Below are 24,687 nucleotides of genomic sequence, written 5' to 3' on the forward strand. Positions count from 1 at the left end.
ATCAACTCCGCCAGTGGCCGGTTACGTTTTTCTTTCCTGTCGCCCGAGCTTCTCCGGCGCCGCCACCGTACTTGCGCTGCCATAAGGCCATATCGTTATCCTTTTTGAGCAAAACCCCCGGCAAGGGTATCTCTTTTTCAATAATACGCGGGTCGACACCACCAACCACCAACGCCTGAACCCAATCCAACAACTCGCTGGTACTGGGTTTTTTCTGCAGTCCGGGCAGGCCGCGGATGCTGTAAAAAGCATTTACGGCGGCACGCACCAACTCTTTATCCAGGTTTGGATAGTGTACATTAACAATCTGTCCCATCATTTCTTCATCTGGAAAGGCAATGTAATGGAATATACACCTGCGCAAAAAAGCATCCGGCAGTTCCTTTTCGGCGTTGCTGGTAATGACTACTATGGGACGATGTTCGGCTGCTACCGTTTCGCCGGTCTCGGGTATATAAAAACTCATTTGATCCAATTCCCATAATAAATCATTTGGAAATTCTATGTCCGCCTTATCAATTTCATCAATCAACAATACAACCCGCTCTTCCGAAATAAACGATTCGCCCAGTTTGCCCAGTTTAATGTACTGTTTAATATTGCGCACATCACCTTCGCCGAATTGGCTGTCATACAAACGCTGCACGGTATCGTAAACATACAAGCCGTCCTGTGCTTTGGTAGTGGATTTGATGTTCCAGATCAGCAGCTGCATTTTTAGATTTTCAGCAACGCTTAAAGCCAGCATTGTTTTACCGGTTCCCGGCTCGCCCTTGATTAAAAGCGGGCGGTTAAGCGCTGCCGCCACATTAACAGCACTGATTAATTCTTGTGAAGCAATATATTTTTCCGAACCATGATATGCCGTATTTTTATTCATCATACCCTCCGAAAATGCAATGGTTGAATATAACATCATTATATCATGAATTATGGGCCCGCTGCACAATTAAAAAAAGCCCCCCACCTATAGGTGAGAGGCCTTTTAAATATCGCTTGGCTTAGTGTAAAAAGAATGTATGGGCGGCGTTGTTAACCACTTCGGAAAGTGGTCCCGGGTAAACACCGATGACCAGCGTGGCAATCATGGTAACAATCAGCGTTACCGCCACGGGACTTGATACCTTAATCGGTGTAGCGTCAATGGGCTCATCACGGTACATGACCAGTGCGACCCGCAGGTAATAATACACCGATACCATGCTCATAATCAAACCAATAAACACCAGCCACAGGTAGCCGTCCACAATGGTTTTAAACAAATAGAATTTGCCCACAAAGCCGGCCAGCGGAGGAATACCCGCCATACTTAACAATGCAATCAGCATCACCGCCGCCAGCAGCGGTGAACGCTGAGACAAACCGGCATAGTCTTTTAATTCATCACTGCCGGTATTGTTGTAAAAATAAGCTACTACGATAAAAGCGCCCATCGTGGCAAACACATACAAGAAGGCGTAGAACATAACACCCTTAATACCGGCTTCCGTGGCGGTAACCAACCCCACCAGTATATAGCCCGCCTGAGCAATGCTGGAATAAGCCAGCATTCTTTTAATATTGGTTTGGGGAATAGCCACCAGATTGCCGACAATAATGGTCACTGCGGCCAAAATAGCCATTACCATGGCCCAGTTCTCCCATACACCCGGCAGCCCGGCAATAAACAACCGCAAAATAATGGCCAGCGACGCGGCTTTGGAGCCCACCGCCAGATACGCTGTTACCGGAGTGGGAGCGCCTTCGTATACGTCAGGCGACCACATATGGAACGGTACGGCGGATATTTTGAATCCCAAACCGGCAATCACCATCACCAGTGCCAGCATCAAAGCAGGTGACAAAGGCTGCATGGCGGTGATTTTGCTGACCTCAAGCATAGTAATGCTGCCGGTCAAGCCATAAAGCAGGCTTAAGCCATATAGCAATACCGCAGAGCTCATGCCGGCCAGTAGTAAGTACTTAATGCCCGCCTCTACAGATTTGGCGTCCAGCTTGCGAAAACAAACCAAAATTATAAATGAGATGGTCATCAATTCCAGACCCAGATACAGTGTAATAAAGTCCCCCGCCGAGGCCATGATCATCATACCCAACGTAGCGAATATGGTGATGCTGTAGTATTCGGCCTGGTCGCCCATTTTATCCACAAAGCGCATGCAGCCCAGTATTACCAGTGCTGCCGCCGTAAGGAAGGTAATCTTCCAGAACAGCGCGTAATTATCCAACAAGTACATACCATTTAACAGTTCCCGGCTTTCGCCCCATAAAGACACGGCTACAGCCATAATGCCCAGTATGCCCAGCAAACTGACCCAACCCAAACCATGCTTGGAGCCTTTGGGCACGATAATACCCAGTATAAGCACTCCCAGCCCCAGTATGGCGGTCAGCATTTCCAGCGTCAATGCAGAAGGGTTAAACGGTAAATTTAAAGCAAACATATCAACTGGCATTTAAAACTTCCCCCCTAACTGGAGCGCGTCGCTTATCGCAGCATGCAGGGGCACGACGCCGCTGTTAATCATGTCCAACAACAGGGAGGGGAGGAAACCTCCGACTACCAGTACGGTACCCAGTACGACCAAAGGCACCATTTCCGGCCCCCTGATATCTTCCAGGTGATCATATTCCGCACGCGGCGGGCCAAAAAGAGTGTTGGCACCGGCACGCAGCACATACAAAGCCGTAATAATAATACCCGCAATACCGATAACCGCCAGACCACCGTAGGTATTGAAGCTGTCAATAAAGATGATAAACTCGGGGACGAAACTAATCAGCCCGGGCAAGCCAAGAGAAGCAAGTGCCGCTAACATAAATCCCACGGCCAGTCGCGGTGTCTGACGAGCCAGGCCACCCATATCCGGAATCCAGCGAGTATGAGTTTTTTCGTAAATAAAGCCGATCATGGAGAAGAACAATGCCGCCATTACCCCGTGGGCAAACATGTTGGCTACCGCGCCGTTTAAACCAATGACATCCAAACAAGCCACGGCTAAAATCACGTAGCCCATATGACTGACGCTGGAATAACCAACGACATATTTCAGGTCCTTTTGGGCCAAAGCACCCATGGCCGCATAAGCAACACCAATTACACCCAGCACAGCCATGTAAGGGGCCCAGAAGGAAGCTCCCATCGGCAGCATATACACGGCTATTTTTACCAGGCCGTAACCGCCGATTTTTTTCAGTACGCCCGCATGAATCATACTCACCGCGGTAGGAGCTCCGGCATAACCGTCCGGCGACCAGGAGTGGAACGGCCACATGGAAATCAGTGAGCCGAAGCCAAACAGCATCAGCGCAAACAGCCAGATTTGGTCAAATCGGGATAGCTGCTGAGCCACGATGGCCATACCTGTAAAGCTCATATCCGGTACCCCGGCCAAAGCCGTGGTTTTAACAAATAGAGCAATCACACCAACCAGCAGGAATCCGCTACCGATAAGCAGGTAGATAGTCAGCTTCATACCGGCATATTCCTTGGTGACCCGCTTGGAGCTGCCCCAAATAACCACCATGATGTAAATGGGGATAACCACCACTTCATAGAACAGCAGGAATATAAACAGATCGTGAGCGATAAACGTGCCCATAACACCGGTAATCAACAACAACAGCAGTATAAAAAACTCTCTGGGCCGGTTATTGATATTCCAGGATGCAAATATCGCTGAGAAACCAATCAAGTTGGTCAGCAACAGCATGGGCAAGCTGATACCGTCCACGGCCAGGTAAAAGGTAACGCCCAAATCTTTAATCCACGGAATGTCGTGCCCGAAAACAAACTGCAGCCCGCCAATATCCTGATTATAAGTAAAGTAAGCATACAAGCTCAGGGCCAGAGATACAAATGTACCCATAGCGGATATACATTTAATCAGCAGGTTTTCTTCCTTTGGAATAAACACCAGGATTAAAGAGGCTGCCAGCGGTGCCAGCAAAGTGGCTAACAGGATCGGAAAATCCATTATTTCACACCTCCCAGTACCAGGCTGGCGGCGGACGGACCGGTAAAGGCCATTAATGCAGCCACAGCCAATACGCCAAGGAAGAAAATTAACGCATAGTTCTGCATCCGACCGGACTGGAATACGCGCAAACCATCTCCGGACAGCTTGCCAAAGGCACCAATGCCGTTAACAATATTGTCCACCACATAAATATCGAACAGGTAAAACAGCCTGGCGGTACCATCCACCAGCGCGTGGTTAAACCAGAGGTACAGCTCGTCAATATAGTATTTATTCCAAAGCATCCGGTAAATAGGACCGAACCATTTAGCCATAGCCTTGGCCCGTTTCTTTTCAACGTCTCTCAAATACAATGTATAGGCCAGATAGATACCGCTGCAAGCCAGTACTATCGATAAAAGCATGGCGCCATAATTAGCCGAGGCATGATGCGGATGTCCAAAGTAAATCCACTCGGCCCACACGTTGTTCCAGGGAGTACCCAGCCAACCGCCGCCTATAGCGCCAATAGCGAGGACTATGAGAGGTACGGTCATATTCCACGGGGACTCTTTGGGATGATTTGCGGGGTTCTCCTTGCCAAAGAAAGCCAGAAAAATCATCCGCCACATATAAAATGCAGTTAAAAACGCGGTAAACGCCGCCATGGCAAACAGCACATAGTGCCCCTCAGCCAATGTAGCGACTAAAATTTCATCCTTACTCCAAAAACCCGAAAAGGGTGGTATTCCGGCGATAGCCAGACCGCCAATTACAAACGTCCAGGCAGTGATGGGCATTTTCTTAACCAGTCCGCCCATATCCCACACATCGGCCTTGTGGTGCAGGGCAACCAGCACACTACCGGCGCCGAGGAACATTAAAGCCTTGAAGAAAGCATGCGTCCACATGTGAAACATACCGGCGGTCAGACTGCCCACCCCCAGAGCCAGCATCATATAGCCCAGCTGGCTGACGGTGGAATACGCGAGTATCTTCTTAATCTCTCGCTGCGTTATAGCAATGGTCGCGGCAAACAGCGCGGTAAAGGCACCGGTGACCGCCACCAACTGCATGGCCGACTCCACCTCATGAAACAGGAACATGGTGCGCCCAACCAAATATACACCGGCCACGACCATGGTGGCAGCGTGGATCAGTGCACTGACCGGAGTGGGGCCTTCCATGGCATCCGGCAGCCACACGTGCAACGGAAACTGACCGGATTTGGCGATCGGTCCCATAAACACCAGCACGGCCATCAGCGTTAGCATACCAAAGGTTGTGTACTCCTCAAAGTGAGCAATTCTGTCGCCCAGTTCAGTCAAGTTCAGCGTGCCAAACACTATTTGCAATGCCAGCAGGCCCAACAACAGACCAAAATCAGCTATCCGGCAGGTGACAAAGGCTTTTTTGGCCGCCTCTCGGGCTGATATCTTATGCGTATACCACCCGATCAACAGATAGGAACAAAGCCCCACCAACTCCCAGGCAATAAACATTTGCAGCAGATTACTGGAAATGACCAATAAAAGCATGGAAGCGCCGAACAGTGACAGGTACGAAAAGAATACTGAGTAACCATCTTCCCCTTTCATATAGCCGGTAGAGTATAAAAATATAAATGTAGATATAAACGAAACCATGACCATCATCATGGCCGATACAGGGTCCAGCTGTACCCCCACGTCTATTTGTAATGCAGGCATATCAGACAGTCCCAGGGAAAACCAGTGCGCAGCGTAAACCAGCGGTTTTTCCGCATACTCATGATTGGTAAAAATCCCGTACGCCGCCAGAATGGCAATGACACAGGCAGAGGCCATTGATCCCACCGCCACGATGGCACTTAGCTTTTGCCATGGCCGGATGAGGAATACTATTGCCACAAAGGCAAGGGCGGGAAGGAGCGGCACCAACCATGCATGCTGCATTGCATATTCAACAAGCATTATTTAAAAGCACCTACCTTCACTATTGAAATCCTACCATTTCAGCCAGTCGAAATCGTCAAGATTTACAGACAGCCTATTGCGGTAGATGGCTATGATAATGGCCAATCCTATCCCCACTTCGGCGGCGGCCACGGTAATGACAAAAATAGAGAATATCTGCCCGACGAAGTCGGCCGGTGTAATATATTTACTGAAGGCCACCAGGTTGATATTTACTGCATTGAGCATCAGTTCAATACAGATCAGAACGGCCACGGCGTTTCTTTTGGTCAGTACTCCGAATAGGCCGATACTAAAGAGAAGAGCTGAAAGCACCACATAATGCGTCAGACTAATCGCCAACATTGGCCTTCACCTCCTCATCCCTGGCAATAACAATGGCACCAATTAAAGCTACCAGCAACAGCAGCGCGGCTACTTCAAAAGGAATCACGTATTTGCTCAGCAGAAGTTCCCCGATTGCCTGAACAGTGTTAGCCGGAACTTCTCCCGCCGCAACCAAATCGGTCCAGGCAGTGCGGCCGGCAAATACAGCACACATGGCCACAACCAAAGCCACCAGACCGGCCCCGGCGAATATTTGTTTATTGAACAAGTTTGTAGCTTTCATGTCAGTTCGCTGAATCAACATGATAGCAAAAACCACCATGATACACACCGCTCCGGCATATACCATTACCTGTACTGCCGCGATAAAGTCGGCATCAAGCAATAAAAACAGTCCGCCCATGGCAATAAAAGTTACAGCCAGGAATAAAACGGAATGCACGATGTTGCGCATGAACACCACCATAGTGGCCGCACCCAGGATGGTAACCGCCAGACCGTAAAATGCTATTACAGAGAAAAAACTGGTCTCCATTTGTTACTGACCCTCCTTAGCGGAAGCTTTAGCGGCAGCAGCCTCGGAATCGGCATTGGCAACGGCTTCAGCTTTCGCCTTGGCTTTTGCTCCGGAAGCCTTACCAACCGCTGCAGGAGTCTCCCCGCTGAGTTCTTCGCTAGATTCCGGAGCCGGACGGTCCACCAGAGTAAGGCGGACCCAGTCACGCCGGTACTGGTTCATATCAATAATATTACTGAACTTAAGGGCGTTTTTGTTGCACGACTCCACGCACATCCCGCAAAAAAGACAGTATTCTATACGCATAACATATTTCGTCAGGTATTGTTTATTATTGACCTTTTCCTTCTCAATTTGGATCACCTTGTTGGGACAGGCGTTGGCACACAGTCCACAGGCTATGCACTTGTCAACATCCAGTTGAAACCGGCCGTGGTAGCGCGGAAACATTTCCAGTTTTTCATCCGGGTATTGCACCGTATATTTCTTGCCCAGCATTCTCCTCCAGGTTATCTGCAGGCCTTTCAACAATCCTTGTCCGAACATTTAATCACCACCCTATCGCCCGGTAGATATACATGCCTGCACCGGTCACAAAAATGTTGGCTAGGGTGAGAGGCACAAGTACCTTCCAGCCGAAGCCTAACAAATGGTCAATCCGGATCCGCGGGTAGGTCCAGCGAACCCACATGAATATAAATATCATCACATACATCTTTAGGAAAAACCACAGCCAGGACGGTATGAAATCCAGCCCAAAGGGGGCCAACCAGCCGCCCAGGAACATCACCGTGCACATTGCCGATATTACCATCAAGCTAACATACTCGGACAGAGAAAATAAATTCCAAGCCAAACCACTATATTCAGTGAACGGGCCAGCTATAATCTCAGACTCACCTTCCACCAGACAGAAGGGCGTCCGGTTGGTCTCGGCTATACCGGCGATAAAGAACACAAGAAAAGCGATGGGCTGTGTGAACATAAACCAAACATTCTTTTGCGCATTGACAATTTCATTCATATTCAGAGTACCTGTAATCATAATCACGCCCAGCAAGGACAGCGCTAATGGCAATTCATAACTAACCATTTGAGCCACAGCGCGCATGCCTCCGATTAGAGAATACTTGTTGTCGGACGACCAGCCCGCGCCCCACAAAATGATTGTGGTCAGAGAGGCCACGGCCAACAGGTAAAAAACGCCGATATTCATATTGATGGCCACCATATCCCTGCCGAAGGGAAGCACCGCGTAAATCAAAAATGGCGGAACAAATATAAGCATCGGCATCAGCAGGTACACCACACGATCAATATCCTTGGGTAAAAAAATTTCTTTGCTCAAAGCCTTTAGCATGTCCGCAAAAGGCTGTAAAAGTCCCTGGGGGCCTACGCGGTTCGGTCCGAGACGGGACTGTATTATCCCGGCTACCCGGCGCTCCATGTAAACCAGCCACAAACTGTTTAACAAAATAAACAACAGAATGGCTACAAGTTTTACTATCATTAAGGTGATATCATTCAATAACAAGGGTGCCCCGGCAGCGTCAAGGACCGATCGCAACCAGCCGGCTATATTTGTAAAAATATTTTCACCCATACCTCTTCTCCCCTACTTTGTTTTCGCTAACAGTCCACTTCACCCACTACGACATCAATACTGGCAAAAATGGCAATCACGTCGGCGAGCAACCACCCCTCACACAGCTTTTCCAGATATCCCAGGTTGATGAAGGACGGGCGGCGGAAATGAACCCGGTAGGGCTTGGGACTACCGTCACTGACCACGTAAGCCCCGTATATACCCTTGGAACTCTCGATTTCGGCATAGGCATCACCCACAGGTGGCTTGATTACCTTGGGAACCTTGGCCCGAATTAGCCCTTCGGGGATTTGTTCCAGCGCCTGTTCGATAATCCTCTTGCTCTGGCGCATTTCTTCAATCCTGATCCAGAAACGGTCGAAACAGTCACCGTCTTTGCCCAGAGGAATATCAAAGTCAAAACGGTCATAAACGCTGTAAGGCCGTACTTTGCGCAGATCGTAATTGACACCGCTACCCCTTAAAGTAGGCCCGCTCAGGCTGTAGTTGATACCTGTCTCGGGAGTGATAATCCCTACATGCTTGGTCCGGGTTTGAAATATCTCGTTTCCCGTAATCAGCCCGTCGTACTCGTCACACATGCCCGGCAATTCGTCCAGGAATTTTTTAGCGGCCGAATAGAATTCCTCCGGAAAATCGGCTGCCACACCGCCAATACGGAAATAGCTGAAGGTCAAACGTGATCCGGATACCATTTCCAATAAATCCAAAATATATTCTCTGTCCCGGAAGGTATACGTGAATGCCGTTAACGCTCCAATGTCGGCGCCCATGGCACCGACGGCAATCATATGGCTGGCAATCCTGGAGAGTTCTCCCACAATGACCCTGATATACTCAGCTCTTTCCGGAACCTCTATGCCCATCAACTTTTCAACCGCCTGCACATAGCCCCAGTTCATCAGCATGCTGGCCACATAGTCCATCCTGTCTGTATAAGGAATGACCTGCGTATAAGTCCTGGCTTCGGCCAGCTTCTCAACGCCCCGATGCAGATAGCCTGGCACGGCGGTAGCCTTGACCACTGTCTCCCCATCCAGCTCTAAAATGATGCGAAACACGCCGTGAGTACTGGGGTGCTGGGGGCCGAGGTTCAGGGTATAAGTTTGAGTTTTCATTTACCACAACACCTCTAATCCCATAAGTCGCAATTTTACGTTTCCCTGCCGCCTTCCCACTGAAAATCCTTACGCAGCGGGTGCCCTTCAAAATATTCATCCAGCAAAATGCGGGTGGGGTGACCGGGATAGCCTGTAAAGACAATACCCATCAGGTCGTAAACCTCGCGTTCCTGCCAGTTGGCCCCCATCCAAAGAGGACAAAGGGATGACACCTCCGGTTTTTTCTTATCCTCAATTATAACTTTAACCATCAGGGTATACCCTTGAGTTAGGGAAGCCAAATTATAGACCATCTCATAACGATCCTGGTAATCCACACCAGTCAGGTTGGTCAGAAAGTCCATAGCATAGTCGGGATTTTCTTTAATTTCTGTCATGAACGGGGTCAAATCAGCCAAAGGAACGATGACATCCTGGCTTTCCAGGACCTCCAAGCCGGGAAACTTGCTTTTTAATGCCTTCAACTGTTCGGCGGGTAGTTTATAATCAGCCACGGACCTGGCTCACCACCTTCGGAGTCAGGATTTTCTGTTTAATCATTAACCAGGCTTCAAGCACAGCCTCGGGTCTGGGCGGGCAACCGGGAACATATACGTCCACCGGGATCAGCTTATCCACGCCGGGTACCACATGGTATGAATCCACAAAGGGCCCTCCGGAAATAGCACAACTGCCCACAGCCATAACCCACTTAGGCTCCGCCATCTGCTCGTAAAGCCTGATCACGAATGGCGCGGCCTTGCGGGTTACGGTACCGCACACCACCATAACATCTGCATGGCGCGCGCTTCCCCATATGGCTTCGTAACCAAAACGGGACTGGTCAAAACGGGGCATGTTGGCCCCCATCAGGCTCTCAAAGGCACAGCAGGCCAAGCCGAAACCCAAAGGCCAGAGGGAATGGGCGCGGCCAATATTCAGAAGTTTTTCCAGCGGAGCAATATAAACAAGACGCTTGACCTGATCAATAACCACCGGATTGTTGGTCATTTCCTCCACCGGGTGGGTATCTTTTGTTACTTCCATTCTAATGCTCCTTCCTTCCAGGCATACCACAAGCCCACAATTAATATAAAGATAAAGATACACATTTCAAGGAACGTAAAAAATTGCATTTTATTGAAGCTTACGGCCCAAGGAAAAAGGTAAATTGTTTCAACGTCAAATATTACAAATAACAAGGCATACAAGAAATAACTGGTTTTAAATTGGATCCAGGTTGGGCCAATGGTGTCCATACCGCACTCATACGGCATACACTTCTGGACGGAACTACGGCGCGGGTGAATCAAAAAACTGGTAATAATACCCCCTACTCCAAATGCTACGCCAACAACCAAAAAGATAAATACAGCACCCCAGTCAGACATTTTTCTCCCCCCTTTCTTGATAAATTTCAACCCCAAAAAAAGGTTGGCTATAGAACTGGTGCGCAAACGAAAAAATAACTACAAATTTCATAACTATCTGCGCATTAATAAAAAAGTTAATCAGGCAAGAAATTAATCAGAAGATTTCTGATATTTTTTCATAATATGTCGTACATCTGACGGAAATGTTGCGATGTATTGGTTAATATTTTTTAAAGGTCATATTCATTGTTAAATTTTTAACTATCTTTAATTAATTGTTTAACGAGAACAAAATCACGCTTGCGCACCGGGGCATGGACCGACCCTTGTGCAGATCAAAGCCATATTCGGGGTATAATAAATGGCAAATATAAATGGCAAATATGCATCAATTTATCCTTGGTTATCTTGGTTATTTTAGCCACCATTGATGCTGCAGCAATCAAGGGGTAAAGTCTGTTCCCACCTACTATCTTATTTTAATCCCGGTTGGTATCAGGCAGAGTAAAACACCAGTCCACCAGAACAAGATCAGGTTGTATGTTTAAACCTTTTACAGCTCGCAACATAATACAAGATGGTAGAATGATGTATATTGTATAACTCTATTTCGCTCACAGCAACCGTACCTGCCACCCAAGCAAGTGCAGTTCTAATGCCGGCATCAAACATGGAAACATGGCACACTTGGCAGGGGATTAACTTATTAGACGAATGCATCTAAATTCCCCAAAGCAAATAACTCGGACAGTACTGCAGTATATTTTCATTTTTGCCGAACGCTTACATAATGCCTGTACAGCGTTTGCACAGCGAAACGCTTATCCACTTATCCAGTGCCACAACCTGCAGCAATTCACCGGCAAAACCACAGTTTCGGGCAGCCGATTCTTTAATTTAGGGCACGGTTAAAGAAATCATATTCATGCTACCACTCCGACAGAAAAGCTAAGCTTATATTTTTTTTCGAGATTGAGCTTAAAATCCCTGCCTTAATAAAATATTTTTATTATTTTTATGGTTTTTCAATTAGCGCACAGGTAATTCAAGGCTATACTTCCCTAATTTACCTTCACGAAACTCCTTAATAATAAATACAGCTGTTTTATACCCGTCTATTCTACCGCCAGATAGGTAAAATCCCCTGTAGACACCGATTCTTTCAATAACCTCCCAGACATTCTCCGACAAATCGTTTAATTTATAACGTTTGGCCAGGGCACCGGGCGCGTTGCTCAGCAACCATTGCACCAATTTAATGCAAATTTCCTCAGGATTGTATATCTGTTCTTTAATGGCCCCGGTAACCGCCAATTTGTAGGCCGTTTCGGAGTCCTCAAATTTCGGCCAAAGAATGCCGGGCGTATCCAGGAGTTCCAACTTTCCTCCCAGCTTAATCCACTGTTCACCCCTTGTCACACCGGGGCGATTGCCTGTACGGGCCGCTTTCTTACCGGCCAGCCTATTAATCAGCATGGACTTACCTACATTGGGCACGCCCACAACCATGCAGCGGGCTAACCGGGCAAGCCGTCCCCTGGACATATATTTTTTCACGGCCGGGCGGGCCAGTTGTTCGGTTAAAGCAACCATTTTTTTAATACCCGCACCGTGATGAGCATCCACAGCCACCGCTAAGGATCCATCATTAGTGAAATAATCCAGCCAAGCTGCCGTGGCATCCAAATCAGCAAGATCTGACTTATTCAATACCATCAGCCTGGGCTTATTTTTTAAAATGTCATTTATATCGGGATTTCTGCTGCTGGCCGGTATGCGGGCATCCAGCAATTCAATGACCACATCCACCATTTGCAGGTTCTGCTGAACCTGTCTGCGAGCCTTGGCCATATGACCGGGGTACCACTGAATATCCATTTCTTCACTAATCCTTTTATTACCTAGCTTATTCCTTCCAGCCACACTTATGCACGGTTGCAAGGTCACGGGTGCAGCGAGGCGACAGAGTCTCCGGTAAAAGATTAAGTTATTAATCTAAAGAGCTGCTAATTGCGATTTGCCGGATATAAACGCATGATGAAAATGGAACTGTTTGTCATAAAAGCCTGATGCGGTCCAGGGGCCAGTAAATTAATACCGCTTTGCCAATAATGTTCTCTTCCGGCAATGCACCCCAAACCCTGCTATCGTCGCTGTTATTGCGATTATCCCCCATCATAAAATAGCTGCCGTCCGGCACCTCCTCCGGTCCGAAATCAGGAAACAAAAGCCCTTCCGGCAAATAGTCCTCCCGCACCTGCCGACCATTGATATATAAATGACTATCGCGCATGGCCAAGCTTTCACCACCGACGCCGATAGTGCGCTTCACAAAATCCCTGTTCGGGTCGAGGGGAAACTTAAATACCATAATATCGCCCCGTTTTGGTTCACCAAAATGATAGTTGAATTTGCTGACAATAATTCTATCCCCCACTTGCAGGCTGGGAACCATAGATTCGGATGGAATGTAAAAAGGCTGAAACACAAACATCCTGATAATAACAGCCAACAATACCGCTATAGCCACTGATTCAAAGATTTCCACTATTGCCGACTTACTCTTTATTTTTTTTTTGACCGGTTGATCCTGACCCGAATTATCCATCTTTATCCCCTCAATTTAATCATCAGTTAATTTTCATTTAAAAAGGGACTGTCTTATCAGCAGTCCCTGTGGCCTTAGCGGCGAATTTCCTTAATACGAGCAGCTTTGCCGCGCAACTTGCGCAGGTAGTAAAGTCTGGCTCTGCGGACACGTCCTCGCTTGGTGATTTCTATTTTATCAATACGCGGTGAATGTATGGGAAAAGTTCTTTCCACGCCGACTCCGTAAGACACACGGCGCACTGTGAACGTTTCTCCGAGTCCACCACCGCGACGTCTAATTACTACACCCTCAAAAACCTGAATCCGTTCCCGGCTGCCTTCTACCACCTTAACGTGTACCTTAACTGTATCGCCAGGGTGAAAATCAGGAATATTTTCTTTAAACTGTCCCTGCTCAATGGCCTTGATTAAATCCATGCTGTAACCTCCTTCCCCTCAGATGTTCATACCCCGTTATCTTTCCAGGATAGCGGACCACCGTAATAAACCAGAAAAATTATACCACAATCCGTCTTATGGTGCAACAACCCATAAAATGCCGCACCTTTAACTTTTTATTTATGCCTGTTTAATATACTCGCCTTATCTAATAGGTATTCTTTAATTTTACTTGTCGGGTTATTTATGAATACGAATATTAAACCGATTACAATAACCACTGCGCCAATAAAAAGAGCGGTCTTCCAACCCTGTCGGCCTGTTTTTGATAATTCAGTTTGGGTTGGCTGGGGCGGCGGCGTTAAGCCAAGCATTTCCGGAACTGCACTGGCCAATAGAGCAACACCGTTTTCCGCCTCCGGCTTTTGATTAGTGTACGTACCGGCTTCAATCAGCAGGGCTGTGGCCATTAAGTCCTGGTTGTAGTTACCCCGGGCCAAATATATCTCCTTAACCAATTCGGGATTTTTTTTGTTCACATAAGCCATTAAGCGTTTGGCAAAGTCTAAATTAGCGGACATTTTTGGATTCTGCCTGCCCACCACAAAGCGAACTTGGGTGACATCCTGGTTTGACACAGTATGACGATAGAAATCGGGGTCATCTATACCATCCCGATGCACATCAAAAATAGCCACCGGATTTTGTTTCAACAACTTAAGGGCTGTTCGCCGGGACCGGTAATAGGCATTGGCGTCATGGGGGTCGTGGGGTGTTTTATTATAATCTACTTTTATTTTTTGTTCTTGAAGTGCATTATCAAAAATAGCCCCTACTTGAAAAATACCTCCCTTAAAAGGTATAGAGGCCGCCCCGTCGGTAGGCAAATAGGATTCATCGGAATGCGTATGATAGATCCCGACGGGACGATTACGCCACTCTTGCTCCGACACCACAGGCACATCTTTAATTTGGTCATAATAATCCATATATGAGAGCAATATTTTTTCCTTACCTATAAAACTAACCCGGGCGGTATTGCCATGCACACTGACTACTTTATAGTGATCACCTTTGCTGTTAATTATTTCATCACCCCTGGCGGGCTCTCGTGATGTAAGAGTCACCACATTGCCATGCCGGTCGATATGTTTATAACACACCCCCGGCACATGGTCGGCTTGGTCCCCGGCCAAAGAGGGCAGGGGGCACAATGTAAAACTTAAACAAATACCGACTATCACAAAAACTGCACGCAATTCTATCATAGCCGCGACCCTCCATTATAAAACATAGTAGTCTTATAATGGCCTTATCTAATTAAAACTAGACATGGCAAACATTTAATTTATTAACAGTAAGTACTTTTTCCAAAATCCGATCATAAACTATATAAGGGTTAGGCAGCTAATTTTGATTGGAGAGAGTCATCCATGTCAATTTTAATATACCGCCGGGCACAAAAGACAGCTATAGCTCCGACCGGACGGTTGCGGTAAGCCATGTCCGAGTCAATTAATCAAGTTCCTTGTTTATCCGGCAGATTTTGGATAGTCAAGCCGGGGGACACTCTTTATTTGATAGCGTCATTTGTTGGCGCCGCAATTACCGAATTAGAGCGGCTCAACCCCGGCATTGACCCCGCTGAGCTGCAGATCGGCCAACAGATTTGCCTGCCCCCGGAGAGATTCTGTCCCTCGGGCGTATTTTGGCAGGTAGCCCCGGGTGATACCCTGTACACCATCGCCCGGTCAACCGGAACGACACTGGAAAAGCTATTGGAGTTAAATCCCTACACCGACCCGTTTAAACTATTGCCCGGACAAACTATCTGCCTGCCGGGGTAAATATATCGGTCACGGTTTTCCGCTATCTACGCTTTACCTTTTATAACTCCCTGAATATTATCCACTATTTCACGTAAGATATCCCGATCCTCATTGCTCAGCACGTCTTCCCGGAGCAGGTCGGGGCGACGCTCCAACGTTTTGAGCAAAGCCTGGCGTCGACGCCAGCACCTGATTTTTTCGTGATGTCCGCTCATCAAAATCTCCGGCACGGACAATTCTCCGTAAGCACGGGGGCGAGTATACTGCGGATATTCCAGCAACCCCTGGTAAAAGGAATCATCTTCAGCGGAGGCCTTTTCACCCAGTACACCGGGGATCATCCGGGAAACAGCGTCCACAACCACCATGGCCGGCAGCTCGCCACCGGTGAGCACATAATCACCTATGGATAATTCGTCCGTTACGGCCAGTTCCCGCACCCTTTCATCAATACCTTCGTAATGACCGCAAATTATTACCAGGTGTTCCTCGCAAGCCAAATCCCGAGCCCAGTATTGATCAAAGGTTAAGCCGGTGGGGCACATCAATATTACCCTGGCCGGCAGCATATCGCCTCTTTGCTCACGCACATGTTCCAGAGCACGCATTATAGGCGGCGCCTGCATTACCATACCGGCGCCGCCGCCGTACGGGGTATCGTCCACTGTATTATGCTTATTGGCGGAAAAATTCCGAATATCGGTAAAGCATATTTCCAATAAGCCTTTATCCCTGGCCCGCTTAATAATGCTGCTGTCAAAGGGACCGGTAAACATTTCGGGGAATAATGTAAGTATGTCTATCTTCATGACAACTCTTCCAACCCTTCCGGCAAACAAACAGTCATTTTTTTCCCCACCATATCGACATTACGAACCACTTTCTTCAACGCCGGTATTAGTAACGGACGTTTCTTTACCCCTTCCACGATAAAAACATCATTAGCACCGGTTTGCAAAACATCTTTAACTTGCCCCAGCAAACGCCCGTCACTATCAAATACCTGCATGCCAATTATATCAAAGATATAAAACGTGTCTTTAGGCAGCGGCATCAATTCTTCCCTGGGAATCAAAAGGGAGGCGCCTTTTAAGGTCTCTGCGGCATTCATATCATCAATACCGGCAAACTTTATGATAATGAACTTTTTATGTTGATAGGTTCTTTCAATATTAATCAGGTTAGTTTGTCCTCTTAACCCGACATAAGCTGTATTCATAGCCTCAAACCGTTCGGGGAAATCGGTTAAGGGCAGAGCCCTGACTTCACCCCGGCGCCCCTGAGTGTTAACTATTTTGCCGATAGTTATATATTGCTCGTTTACATCCGACAGAAATCATCACCTCAAACATAAATCAGCTATCACCATTATGTCATATATGGTTATAAAGCAACCATATCCTTAATGCGAACCGGTTATGTATTAATTAAATTTAGCGCTAACCTGTTTCCACAGCAAAATCGACCCTTAAACATGATACATAACACGAAAGAGGGCGGTATGCCCCCTTTGGTTATTATCTTATAAAATTAAATAATCTCTACGGTGACCTTTTTGCGCTCTTTAGTGGCTGCCGCTTTAACAACGGCCCGAATGGCCCTGGCAATTCGACCCTGTTTACCGATAACCTTGCCCATGTCATCCTGGGCAACCCGTAATTCAATCACACAAGATTTATCCTTTTCAATCATATTCACGGTCACCATATCAGGATGGTCGACGAGGGCCTTGGCCAATGTTTCCACCAGTTCCTTCATCGGATAAACCTCCTCACTGGCCTTCGCCGCCGGCAACGTTTTTGTTTATACCAACCTTATTAAACAGCGCCTTAGTAGTATCCGTAAGCTGAGCTCCCTTACGCAACCACTCCGCCGCTTTGGTTTCGTTGATATTAATCACGGCCGGGTTTTTCAGCGGGTCGTAATAGCCGATTTCTTCTATAAAACGACCGTCCCGGGGAGAGCGGGAATCAGCCACCACTATCCGGTAAAACGGCTTTTTCTTGGCTCCCATTCTTTTTAGCCTGATCTTCACTGACATTTTTGTTCACCTCCTTTAGCTGGTGTAAATCCATTACTCCTTTAAAATGGTGTTCGGTTTTTACCAAAACCAAGCAATCCTTTTTTCCCTTTTTTCACACCCTTCTCCATTTCCATTAACTGGCGCATCATCTTTCTGGTCTGCTCAAACTGTTTAAGCAAGCGATTGACTTCTTGCACGCTGGTGCCACTGCCCTGAGCTATGCGCCTGCGCCGGCTCCCGTTGATCTCCTGGGGATGCTGCCTTTCCCAGGGAGTCATGGATTTAATGATTGCCTCCACAAAAACCAAATCCTTTTCATCCACTTCCAAATCCTTAAGCTTTTTCATACCCCCCAGCCCGGGAAGCATGCCTAAAATTTGGTCAATGGGGCCCATTTTTTTAACCTGGCTTAATTGTTGAACAAAATCATCCAGAGTAAACTCCATGCTCCGAATGCGTTTATTAAGCTTTTCCACCTGCTCCTGATCAAAGTTGGCCTGAGCTTTTTCTATCAAAGTAAGCATATCACCCATGCCTAAAATACGGTCGGCCATCCGGTCGGGATGAAAATCTTCCAAAGCGTCCAGTTTTTCACCCATACCGACAAACTTAATGGGACATCCGGTAACCGCTTTAACAGAAAGAGCAGCTCCACCACGTGTATCCCCGTCCAGTTTAGTAAGGACCACCCCGGTTAAAGATAAACGCTCGTTAAAGGTTTTAGCCACATTAACGGCATCCTGCCCGGTCATAGCGTCAACTACCAACAGTATCTCATTAGGTCCGACTGTCTTCGTTACATTCTGCAGCTCGGTCATTAGTTCTTCATCAATGTGCAGGCGTCCGGCAGTATCAATAATGACCAGGTCATTACCCTCCCGGCGAGCCTTTTCCACAGCTGCCCGGGCAATATCCGGCGGAGCCACGCCGTCGCCCATATTAAATACAGGCATATCCAATTGTCCGCCCAATACTTGCAGCTGTTTGATAGCAGCCGGGCGGTATATATCACAGGCCACCAACAGAGGCCGACGGCCCTGGCGACGCATGTGGTTGGCCAGCTTGGCGGTGGTTGTGGTTTTACCTGCCCCATGCAGTCCCACCATCATTACCACCGTGGGCGGTGCAGGAGCCAGCTCTATTTTGCTCCGGGTGCCCCCCATCAAGGAGGCTAACTCATCGTGCACAATTTTAATTACCTGTTGAGCGGGTGTGAGGCTTTGTAAAACATCTATACCCACGGCTCTTTCCCTGACCCGGGCGATAAAATCCTTAACCACTAAAAAGTTGACATCGGCGCCAATAAGCGCCCGGCGAACTTCCTTAAGGGCCTGGTCAACGTCTTCCTCGGTGAGCCGGCCCTTACTCCGCAATTTTTTAAAGGTCTCCTGGAGTTTTTCAGCTAAACCGGAAAAAACCATATCCTTTACCCCCTGTCCATCTCCAGTAGTTCCTGCAATACCTCTCTGGCCCGGGCTAATTGTTGGAACGAAGGCTCTTGCGACTCTTCCAACAACCGGGCAACTTCAGCCAGTTTATTGCGCTGCATTAAAAACTTATCAATTAATTTCAGTTTAGTTTCGTAATTAGCCAGCACACTTTCCGCCCTTTTAAGGGTATCGTGCACTGCCTGCCTGCTGACGCCGTAGTTCTCGGCAATTTCCCCCAGGGAATAATCGTTTCCATAATATAATTCGATAAACTTCTGCTGTCTTTCCGTCAACAGCGGACCGTAAAAATCGTACAGCAAAGTCATCCTAATAACCTTATCCATAGGCATAATTAACCTTTCTGTATAAAGTAAAAATACTTTACAGCTAAATTTTACTTAATTTATGCACCGGTGTCAAGCAATCCTTCTTAAAACCCACCTTTTATTTACAACCCCGGCACTATAGCAATAACGCATTTCTATGTCAAACTAGGCTAAACCCGGTAAAATATTTTTTTTACCAGGTAAGCTAAAAACCGCAGGAATCACTATTTCCAAAGCCACTATAAATTGACATGCCTTAATTGGCATGGTACATTAATGTTGTGCACAAAATTTTGCACAAACCAGGGAGGTGTTATCTTGGGGATCAATGAACATGTATCCATAGTGTCACCCGAATTGATTATTTCTGTAGCTAGAGCCCAATCTCTGCAAAGGGACGAGGTCAGAACATTACATAAGCATTACGGCAACGCCAGTTTAGTTAATTTGATGGGTATGCTGAACTTTGACCGGCAGTTCGTCCGGGCTCAGGGAACTCAGCTATGGGACAGCGACGGCAATGATTACCTTGATTTTCTGGGCGGTTATGGTTCGCTTAATCTGGGGCACAATCACCCGCGGATTATCGCGGCTTTGGAGCAGGTCAAAGAAATGCCTAATTTACTGCAAGCCAGTGTACCTACTATAGCGGCGGCGCTGTTGCACAACCTGGCCGTAGTCACCCCGGGCAAATTAAAAAAATCATTTTTGGGCAACAGCGGCGCAGAGGCGGTAGAAGGAGCGTTAAAGCTGGCTCGGGCCGCCACAGGGAAAAAAGCGTTTATTTATTGCCAAAACTCTTTTCACGGCAAATCCTTCGGCGCCCTCTCCGTGACGGGACGGGATAAATACCGCAAACCTTTCGAGCCGCTATTGAGTGAATGCGTTGAAGTACCGTTCGGTGACATTAACGCGCTTCGCCGTGCATTAAAGGAACATCAGGCCGCAGCCTTCATAGTAGAGCCCATCCAGGGCGAAGGCGGCGTAATCACACCGCCCCCGGGTTACCTGCCCGAAGCCGCACAGGCTTGCCGGGAAGCCGGGACTTTATTCATCGCCGATGAAATTCAGACCGGTTTTGGCCGAACCGGGAATATGTTTGCCTGCCAGCACGAAAACGTAGAGCCGGATATTATGTGCCTGGCTAAATCCCTGGGCGGAGGGATTATGCCGATAGGAGCGTTCATTACTACTGAAGACATCTGGCATAAGGCCTACGGCAGCGTGGAAAAAGCCACTCTGCATACCTCAACCTTCGGAGGTAATACCTGGGCGGCCATCGCAGGTGTAGCGGCTATAGAGATACTGGTCCAAGAAAACCTTGCGGAAGCAGCCGGGGAAAAGGGACGCTATTTCATTACAGGACTGGAAAATTTACAAAAAAAATACCCCCTACTGCAGAAGGTGCGGGGACGAGGACTTTTGATCGGTATTGAGCTGGCTCAACCGGGCAATCTGGCCAACAAGGCTACAATGGGAGTAGCCTCAAAACTTTCCAACGAATACCTGGGCAGCATGGTGGCCGGCGAGCTGCTTAATAAACACCGTATCGTCACTGCGTACACATTAAATAATCCTAACGTAATCAGGCTGGAACCACCCCTAATTGTCAGCAAAAAAGAAATTGACTATGTGCTAAACGCCCTGGAAGATGTGCTTAAACGAAACAAAGGCTTTTTCAGTTTCGCGGCCACCAGCGCTAAAACGGTACTGAGAACCATAAGGAAAAAATAGTAGGCCTCATTAATAAAATCTAAAAGGATTATATTCATTTGCAGCGAATAAATAGTGCTTGGATTAAGAATATATTTTATCAGGAAAGGGGAAAAGGTATGCCGATATACGAATATAAATGCGGTTGCGGCAAAGTGTTTGAAGTATTGCAAATACCCGGCAAAGATAACGGCCAAATCAAATGTCCCGAATGTGGAAGCGAAATACTATCCAAGGTAATATCCAGACCTTTTCTGCCTAATGCTGTGGGCGCACCTGCGGATTTAAGCGCAAAGGCCGCCACCTGCTGCGGCAAAAAACCGGAGAACACCGGCTGTATGCCGGGAGAATGCTGCGGGGGCGGAACCAAAGAGTAAAAATAAATATAAAATAAACCCTTAAATATACAGCCCAACTTTTGCTTAATTTGTGTGTCCGCGATAAAGGCGTTGGTCGTTTTGCCGATCAAAGCCTTTTTTTGTGTCCAATGGCTTATGTTGCAAAGTATGCATAAGATAACCTCTAATTTAGAAGAATAAATTAAAACTTTGCAAATGGAGGTATTTTATGCCGAGGGAAGCAGCACACCGGGTGGACGGACGCATCAGCGTCCACGACTCGGTGCAGGAAATGTATGAGCGCATACACAATGACGGCCTCAGCAATGTATTTGACCGCTATGATCCCCAGAGCAAAATTCGCTGTGGGTTTTGCGTAGAAGGGGTAAGCTGTCAGCTTTGCACCGGCGGGCCATGCCGCATCTCCGATAAGGCAGGGGCTACCCACGGAACCTGTGGCATCGACCGCAACGCCATGGCCATGCGAGACATGTTGCTCCGTAATATGATGGGCACTTCCACCTATACGCATCACGCCTACAACGCCTTTCGCACTTTAAAATCCACGGCGGAGGGTAAAACGCCCTACCAAATTACCGACACCAACAAGCTTTACTGGATGTGTGACCAACTGGGCATTGATAAAAGCGGCGGATTGGAGCAAACCGCCATTCGCCTGGCGGACTTTTTAATGTACCAGCTCAGCAGTGGTTACGATGAACCGCCGAAAATGGTAGAGGTTTTTGCTCCCGAACCAAGGAAAAAACTGTGGCGGGAACTGGCTATTTACCCGGCCGGGGTAATGCATGAGATTAAGGATTCCGCGGCCAGCTGTCTGACCAACGTGGACGGTGACTTTGTATCCATGGCCAAAAAGGCGCTGAGGTTGGGGATTGCCACTATTTATGGTTCACAAATCGGGCTGGAAATGGTGCAGGATATTTTATTCGGTACACCATCCCCCCATGAGGTGCAGGTGGATTTGGGGATTATGGAACCGGATTATGTCAATATAGTTTTTAACGGGCATGAACCCTGGATTGGTGTCGCCTGTATTTTGGCCGCCAGGGACCCGGCCAACCAGGAAAAGGCCCGGCAGGCCGGTGCAAAGGGGATCAAGGTAACGGGGTCTATTGAATGCGGTCAGGAAGTACTGCAGCGCTTTGCCATGGACGACGTTTTTAACGGACTAACCGGTAACTGGATGGCTATTGAGCCTTTGCTGGCCACCGGAACGGTGGACGTATTTGCCATGGATGAAAATTGTTCTCCCCCATATATTACGCCTTACGCTGAAAAGTACCAAATTACCCTGGTATCGGTAAACGACCTGGTGCGCATACCGGGAGTGGAAAAGAATTTTGACTACAAACCGCCCGAAGCCGCCAACACGGCCCGGCAGCTTATTGACTGGGGCATTGAAAATTTTAAAAAACGTAAGGAACGCAATATTACAGCCAAGGTACCTAAAAAAGTGCAAAAGGCTATAGCCGGTTTTTCCACCGAAGCAGTACTAAACGCCCTAGGCGGCAAAATAGACCCTCTGCTGGACGTGATTAAAAGCGGTAAAATCAAAGGTGTGACAGCACTGGTGAACTGCACCACCCCGGCCACCGGCATTCATGATTACATGACCGTGAACGTAGCCAAAGAACTGATCAAACGGGATATACTGGTGATCAGCGGCGGCTGCGGCAACCATGCCCTGGAAGTGGCCGGCTTGTGCAACAGCGACGCGGTAGCCATAGCCGGCAACGGTCTGCAGGAAATATGCCGGGCACTGGGCATCCCCCCCGTGCTGAGCTTCGGCACCTGCACGGATACCGGGCGCATGTCCATGCTGGTCACGGAAATCGCCAATGCCCTAGGGGTAGATACCTCTGATCTGCCGGTTGCGGTTACCGCACCCCAGTACCTGGAACAAAAGGCCACCATTGACGCCATTTTTGCCCTGGCCTTCGGACTATACACTCACCTGGCCCCCACCCCACCCATAACAGGCGGCCCGGAATTGGTGAAACTGTTAACCGAAGACTTGGAAAGCCTGACCGGCGGCAAGGTAGCCCTGGCGGATACGCCGGAAGGAGCCGCCGACGGCATTGAGGCACATATTATGAAAAAGAGGGCCGGACTGGGCATTTAATCCCCACCCCCTCACAGGACAGAAGCAGTATCTTTATAAAAAGCTGTTGCACTACGAACTATTTGGCTCGTTGTGCAACAGCCCTTTTATTAGGTGTATAACTTGGCATGAGCGTCGTAACATGACAAAACATAGCAAAATACTCCCTTTTACTCAAAATGGCTCTTTTCTATTGTTTTGTCAAATATTTTACTATATAAATATTTTACTATATACTGGCAGAATAATTCAAAATCACTCAATTTTGTCTGCAATATATCATAAAGCTCCGGTACAGTAACCTTGTTATACTCATGTATCAAACGGTTTCGGTAACCAGCCATTCCTGTAATCTTATGACAAAAATCCGCCGGTAATATATCCTTTTCACTTAACATAGCAACAACAGACCGGTAATCATGGGGTATACCCGCTCCGGATTTAACCGCTATATGACGACCTAAATCAAATAAAGCCTCCAGTGCTTTACGCAACCTATTTTCAGCAATATCCTGGGCATCCTCATTACCCTGGAAATCTTCCAGAGACATGCCTGTCAATGTCTTTAATCGTAAAACCGAAGAACGTATTAATTCCAGTCTTTCAGCTATAAGCTGCTGATTAAACAAACAAATTCCCCTCCATTATCTCTTCATAATATTCCTGGCGGGCAATTTCCAAATGATATTTAAAATCAAGATACTCCCTGGTAATTCCATCCTCAAAATCGGTGCGCCGGTCAACATCCGCACAGTAAATTACTTTTCCCGTACTAATGATTTCAAAACACAAGGGCAACCTCACCGAATGCATAAACAAAAGATCCACTTCCAAAGGAGCAAAGACTTTTAATAATGCCGGGTAAAGAGCAACATATAAATCTACATTACTTTTAGGCGGACTGTTAAATAGCAATGCCAAATCAACATCCCCCGGTTTGGGAATCTTTTCGTCCAAAGATGAACCAAAAAGATAGACAGCGACTATTTGCTTATACTGTCCTATAATATCAGCTAGTTCTTGCATGTCAAATTTTAAGCTCATGTTATCCACCTGTACTTATTAAACATTTGGTAATAAT

General features: G+C 47.5%; 28 protein-coding genes. 4 read left to right on the top strand and 24 right to left on the bottom strand.

What is annotated here, in order from left to right; all coding sequences use genetic code 11:
- Nucleotide 1 precedes the first annotated feature (1 nt).
- The 16 genes from ABDB91_RS11285 to spoIIP all read right to left on the bottom strand — a co-directional run bounded on the left by ABDB91_RS11285 (nt 2) and on the right by spoIIP (nt 15,093).
- On the bottom strand, nt 2–880 hold the full coding sequence (locus ABDB91_RS11285) for a MoxR family ATPase (RefSeq protein ID WP_347491585.1): 879 nt from the start codon (nt 878–880) through the stop codon (nt 2–4).
- A 121-nt stretch (nt 881–1,001) separates the two neighbouring features.
- A complete protein-coding gene (locus ABDB91_RS11290) occupies nt 1,002–2,456 on the bottom strand; it encodes an NADH-quinone oxidoreductase subunit N (protein ID WP_347487822.1) in 1,455 nt (484 codons plus the stop codon).
- The gene (locus tag ABDB91_RS11295; protein ID WP_347487823.1) at nt 2,457–3,977 is read right to left on the bottom strand and encodes an NADH-quinone oxidoreductase subunit M; all 1,521 of its coding nucleotides are present in this window, start codon (nt 3,975–3,977) and stop codon (nt 2,457–2,459) included.
- On the bottom strand, nt 3,977–5,911 hold the full coding sequence (nuoL, locus tag ABDB91_RS11300; RefSeq protein WP_347487824.1) for an NADH-quinone oxidoreductase subunit L: 1,935 nt from the start codon (nt 5,909–5,911) through the stop codon (nt 3,977–3,979). Before nuoL ends, ABDB91_RS11295 begins: the two co-directional genes overlap by 1 nt.
- A 33-nt stretch (nt 5,912–5,944) precedes the next feature.
- Nucleotides 5,945–6,259, bottom strand: a complete 315-nt coding sequence (gene nuoK / locus ABDB91_RS11305) for an NADH-quinone oxidoreductase subunit NuoK (protein WP_092470379.1) — start codon at nt 6,257–6,259, stop codon at nt 5,945–5,947.
- On the bottom strand, nt 6,246–6,776 hold the full coding sequence (locus tag ABDB91_RS11310) for an NADH-quinone oxidoreductase subunit J (RefSeq protein WP_347487825.1): 531 nt from the start codon (nt 6,774–6,776) through the stop codon (nt 6,246–6,248). Before ABDB91_RS11310 ends, nuoK begins: the two co-directional genes overlap by 14 nt.
- Nucleotides 6,777–6,779: 3 nt before the next feature.
- A complete protein-coding gene (locus ABDB91_RS11315) occupies nt 6,780–7,304 on the bottom strand; it encodes an NADH-quinone oxidoreductase subunit I (protein ID WP_347487826.1) in 525 nt (174 codons plus the stop codon).
- 4 nt (nt 7,305–7,308) lie between these two features.
- Nucleotides 7,309–8,361: an NADH-quinone oxidoreductase subunit NuoH gene (gene nuoH, locus ABDB91_RS11320; RefSeq protein WP_347487827.1), complete on the bottom strand. Its 1,053-nt coding sequence runs from the start codon at nt 8,359–8,361 to the stop codon at nt 7,309–7,311.
- Between the two features lie 26 nt (nt 8,362–8,387).
- Nucleotides 8,388–9,482, bottom strand: a complete 1,095-nt coding sequence (locus ABDB91_RS11325; RefSeq protein ID WP_347487828.1) for an NADH-quinone oxidoreductase subunit D — start codon at nt 9,480–9,482, stop codon at nt 8,388–8,390.
- 35 nt (nt 9,483–9,517) lie between these two features.
- Entirely contained in the window at nt 9,518–9,979 is a 462-nt protein-coding gene (locus tag ABDB91_RS11330; RefSeq protein WP_347487829.1) for an NADH-quinone oxidoreductase subunit C, read from the bottom strand.
- Nucleotides 9,972–10,511 carry an NADH-quinone oxidoreductase subunit NuoB gene (nuoB, locus tag ABDB91_RS11335; protein ID WP_347487830.1) on the bottom strand — a complete coding sequence of 180 codons (540 nt, stop codon included), beginning with the start codon at nt 10,509–10,511 and terminating at the stop codon, nt 9,972–9,974. Before nuoB ends, ABDB91_RS11330 begins: the two co-directional genes overlap by 8 nt.
- Nucleotides 10,502–10,855: an NADH-quinone oxidoreductase subunit A gene (locus tag ABDB91_RS11340; RefSeq protein WP_347487831.1), complete on the bottom strand. Its 354-nt coding sequence runs from the start codon at nt 10,853–10,855 to the stop codon at nt 10,502–10,504. The genes nuoB and ABDB91_RS11340 overlap by 10 nt, the downstream gene beginning before the upstream one ends.
- Before the next feature lie 1,011 nt (nt 10,856–11,866).
- Nucleotides 11,867–12,715 (bottom strand): ribosome biogenesis GTPase YlqF, encoded by an 849-nt coding sequence (gene ylqF, locus ABDB91_RS11345; RefSeq protein ID WP_347487832.1) that lies wholly within the window; start codon nt 12,713–12,715, stop codon nt 11,867–11,869.
- 178 nt (nt 12,716–12,893) lie between these two features.
- Nucleotides 12,894–13,445: a signal peptidase I gene (lepB, locus tag ABDB91_RS11350; RefSeq protein ID WP_347487833.1), complete on the bottom strand. Its 552-nt coding sequence runs from the start codon at nt 13,443–13,445 to the stop codon at nt 12,894–12,896.
- A 74-nt stretch (nt 13,446–13,519) separates the two neighbouring features.
- Nucleotides 13,520–13,864, bottom strand: coding sequence for a 50S ribosomal protein L19 (gene rplS / locus ABDB91_RS11355; protein ID WP_347487834.1), 345 nt, complete (start codon nt 13,862–13,864; stop codon nt 13,520–13,522).
- Nucleotides 13,865–14,001: 137 nt separating this feature from the next.
- The gene (gene spoIIP / locus ABDB91_RS11360; RefSeq protein ID WP_347487835.1) at nt 14,002–15,093 is read right to left on the bottom strand and encodes a stage II sporulation protein P; all 1,092 of its coding nucleotides are present in this window, start codon (nt 15,091–15,093) and stop codon (nt 14,002–14,004) included.
- 234 nt (nt 15,094–15,327) lie between these two features.
- Here spoIIP and ABDB91_RS11365 point away from each other — a divergent pair, with 234 nt between their 5' ends.
- Nucleotides 15,328–15,672, top strand: coding sequence for a LysM peptidoglycan-binding domain-containing protein (locus ABDB91_RS11365; protein WP_347487836.1), 345 nt, complete (start codon nt 15,328–15,330; stop codon nt 15,670–15,672).
- Nucleotides 15,673–15,698: 26 nt separating this feature from the next.
- Here the strand turns inward: ABDB91_RS11365 and trmD are convergent, their stop codons facing one another.
- The 6 genes from trmD to ylxM all read right to left on the bottom strand — a co-directional run bounded on the left by trmD (nt 15,699) and on the right by ylxM (nt 19,451).
- The gene (gene trmD / locus ABDB91_RS11370) at nt 15,699–16,463 is read right to left on the bottom strand and encodes a tRNA (guanosine(37)-N1)-methyltransferase TrmD (protein WP_347487837.1); all 765 of its coding nucleotides are present in this window, start codon (nt 16,461–16,463) and stop codon (nt 15,699–15,701) included.
- The gene (gene rimM, locus ABDB91_RS11375; protein WP_347491586.1) at nt 16,460–16,987 is read right to left on the bottom strand and encodes a ribosome maturation factor RimM; all 528 of its coding nucleotides are present in this window, start codon (nt 16,985–16,987) and stop codon (nt 16,460–16,462) included. Before rimM ends, trmD begins: the two co-directional genes overlap by 4 nt.
- Before the next feature lie 197 nt (nt 16,988–17,184).
- A complete protein-coding gene (locus ABDB91_RS11380) occupies nt 17,185–17,412 on the bottom strand; it encodes a KH domain-containing protein (protein WP_347487838.1) in 228 nt (75 codons plus the stop codon).
- 13 nt (nt 17,413–17,425) lie between these two features.
- Nucleotides 17,426–17,695 carry a 30S ribosomal protein S16 gene (gene rpsP, locus ABDB91_RS11385; protein WP_347487839.1) on the bottom strand — a complete coding sequence of 90 codons (270 nt, stop codon included), beginning with the start codon at nt 17,693–17,695 and terminating at the stop codon, nt 17,426–17,428.
- Nucleotides 17,696–17,736: 41 nt separating this feature from the next.
- A complete protein-coding gene (ffh, locus tag ABDB91_RS11390; protein ID WP_347487840.1) occupies nt 17,737–19,098 on the bottom strand; it encodes a signal recognition particle protein in 1,362 nt (453 codons plus the stop codon).
- A 5-nt stretch (nt 19,099–19,103) separates the two neighbouring features.
- Nucleotides 19,104–19,451: a YlxM family DNA-binding protein gene (gene ylxM / locus ABDB91_RS11395; RefSeq protein ID WP_347487841.1), complete on the bottom strand. Its 348-nt coding sequence runs from the start codon at nt 19,449–19,451 to the stop codon at nt 19,104–19,106.
- A gap of 300 nt (nt 19,452–19,751) precedes the next feature.
- On the opposite strand from ylxM, the gene ABDB91_RS11400 reads away from it, so the two are divergent.
- From ABDB91_RS11400 to cooS, 3 genes are all read left to right on the top strand, one after another.
- A complete protein-coding gene (locus tag ABDB91_RS11400) occupies nt 19,752–21,167 on the top strand; it encodes an aspartate aminotransferase family protein (RefSeq protein WP_347487842.1) in 1,416 nt (471 codons plus the stop codon).
- 98 nt (nt 21,168–21,265) lie between these two features.
- The gene (locus ABDB91_RS11405; RefSeq protein WP_347487843.1) at nt 21,266–21,523 is read left to right on the top strand and encodes a zinc ribbon domain-containing protein; all 258 of its coding nucleotides are present in this window, start codon (nt 21,266–21,268) and stop codon (nt 21,521–21,523) included.
- A 190-nt stretch (nt 21,524–21,713) separates the two neighbouring features.
- Nucleotides 21,714–23,627 (top strand): anaerobic carbon-monoxide dehydrogenase catalytic subunit, encoded by a 1,914-nt coding sequence (gene cooS / locus ABDB91_RS11410; RefSeq protein ID WP_347487844.1) that lies wholly within the window; start codon nt 21,714–21,716, stop codon nt 23,625–23,627.
- A gap of 149 nt (nt 23,628–23,776) precedes the next feature.
- Here the strand turns inward: cooS and ABDB91_RS11415 are convergent, their stop codons facing one another.
- Together ABDB91_RS11415 and ABDB91_RS11420 are read right to left on the bottom strand one after the other, a co-directional pair.
- On the bottom strand, nt 23,777–24,235 hold the full coding sequence (locus ABDB91_RS11415; protein ID WP_347487845.1) for a DUF86 domain-containing protein: 459 nt from the start codon (nt 24,233–24,235) through the stop codon (nt 23,777–23,779).
- Complete coding sequence (locus ABDB91_RS11420; RefSeq protein WP_347487846.1) at nt 24,228–24,650, bottom strand: nucleotidyltransferase domain-containing protein; 423 nt, start codon at nt 24,648–24,650, stop codon at nt 24,228–24,230. The genes ABDB91_RS11415 and ABDB91_RS11420 overlap by 8 nt, the downstream gene beginning before the upstream one ends.
- Nucleotides 24,651–24,687: the final 37 nt, after the last annotated feature.

Origin of the sequence: Desulfoscipio sp. XC116 (assembly GCF_039851975.1) — a bacterium.
In the GTDB taxonomy this organism is placed as follows: domain Bacteria; phylum Bacillota; class Desulfotomaculia; order Desulfotomaculales; family Desulfallaceae; genus Sporotomaculum.

Coding starts and splice junctions, on each gene's coding strand:
- ABDB91_RS11285 (WP_347491585.1), bottom strand. CDS start 880: ATGAATAAAAATACGGCATATCATGGTTCGGAAAAATATATTGCTTCA.
- ABDB91_RS11290 (WP_347487822.1), bottom strand. CDS start 2,456: ATGCCAGTTGATATGTTTGCTTTAAATTTACCGTTTAACCCTTCTGCA.
- ABDB91_RS11295 (WP_347487823.1), bottom strand. CDS start 3,977: ATGGATTTTCCGATCCTGTTAGCCACTTTGCTGGCACCGCTGGCAGCC.
- nuoL (WP_347487824.1), bottom strand. CDS start 5,911: ATGCTTGTTGAATATGCAATGCAGCATGCATGGTTGGTGCCGCTCCTT.
- nuoK (WP_092470379.1), bottom strand. CDS start 6,259: ATGTTGGCGATTAGTCTGACGCATTATGTGGTGCTTTCAGCTCTTCTC.
- ABDB91_RS11310 (WP_347487825.1), bottom strand. CDS start 6,776: ATGGAGACCAGTTTTTTCTCTGTAATAGCATTTTACGGTCTGGCGGTT.
- ABDB91_RS11315 (WP_347487826.1), bottom strand. CDS start 7,304: ATGTTCGGACAAGGATTGTTGAAAGGCCTGCAGATAACCTGGAGGAGA.
- nuoH (WP_347487827.1), bottom strand. CDS start 8,361: ATGGGTGAAAATATTTTTACAAATATAGCCGGCTGGTTGCGATCGGTC.
- ABDB91_RS11325 (WP_347487828.1), bottom strand. CDS start 9,482: ATGAAAACTCAAACTTATACCCTGAACCTCGGCCCCCAGCACCCCAGT.
- nuoB (WP_347487830.1), bottom strand. CDS start 10,511: ATGGAAGTAACAAAAGATACCCACCCGGTGGAGGAAATGACCAACAAT.
- ABDB91_RS11340 (WP_347487831.1), bottom strand. CDS start 10,855: ATGTCTGACTGGGGTGCTGTATTTATCTTTTTGGTTGTTGGCGTAGCA.
- ylqF (WP_347487832.1), bottom strand. CDS start 12,715: ATGGATATTCAGTGGTACCCCGGTCATATGGCCAAGGCTCGCAGACAG.
- lepB (WP_347487833.1), bottom strand. CDS start 13,445: ATGGATAATTCGGGTCAGGATCAACCGGTCAAAAAAAAAATAAAGAGT.
- rplS (WP_347487834.1), bottom strand. CDS start 13,864: ATGGATTTAATCAAGGCCATTGAGCAGGGACAGTTTAAAGAAAATATT.
- spoIIP (WP_347487835.1), bottom strand. CDS start 15,093: ATGATAGAATTGCGTGCAGTTTTTGTGATAGTCGGTATTTGTTTAAGT.
- ABDB91_RS11365 (WP_347487836.1), top strand. CDS start 15,328: ATGTCCGAGTCAATTAATCAAGTTCCTTGTTTATCCGGCAGATTTTGG.
- trmD (WP_347487837.1), bottom strand. CDS start 16,463: ATGAAGATAGACATACTTACATTATTCCCCGAAATGTTTACCGGTCCC.
- ABDB91_RS11380 (WP_347487838.1), bottom strand. CDS start 17,412: ATGAAGGAACTGGTGGAAACATTGGCCAAGGCCCTCGTCGACCATCCT.
- rpsP (WP_347487839.1), bottom strand. CDS start 17,695: ATGTCAGTGAAGATCAGGCTAAAAAGAATGGGAGCCAAGAAAAAGCCG.
- ffh (WP_347487840.1), bottom strand. CDS start 19,098: ATGGTTTTTTCCGGTTTAGCTGAAAAACTCCAGGAGACCTTTAAAAAA.
- ylxM (WP_347487841.1), bottom strand. CDS start 19,451: ATGGATAAGGTTATTAGGATGACTTTGCTGTACGATTTTTACGGTCCG.
- ABDB91_RS11405 (WP_347487843.1), top strand. CDS start 21,266: ATGCCGATATACGAATATAAATGCGGTTGCGGCAAAGTGTTTGAAGTA.
- cooS (WP_347487844.1), top strand. CDS start 21,714: ATGCCGAGGGAAGCAGCACACCGGGTGGACGGACGCATCAGCGTCCAC.
- ABDB91_RS11420 (WP_347487846.1), bottom strand. CDS start 24,650: ATGAGCTTAAAATTTGACATGCAAGAACTAGCTGATATTATAGGACAG.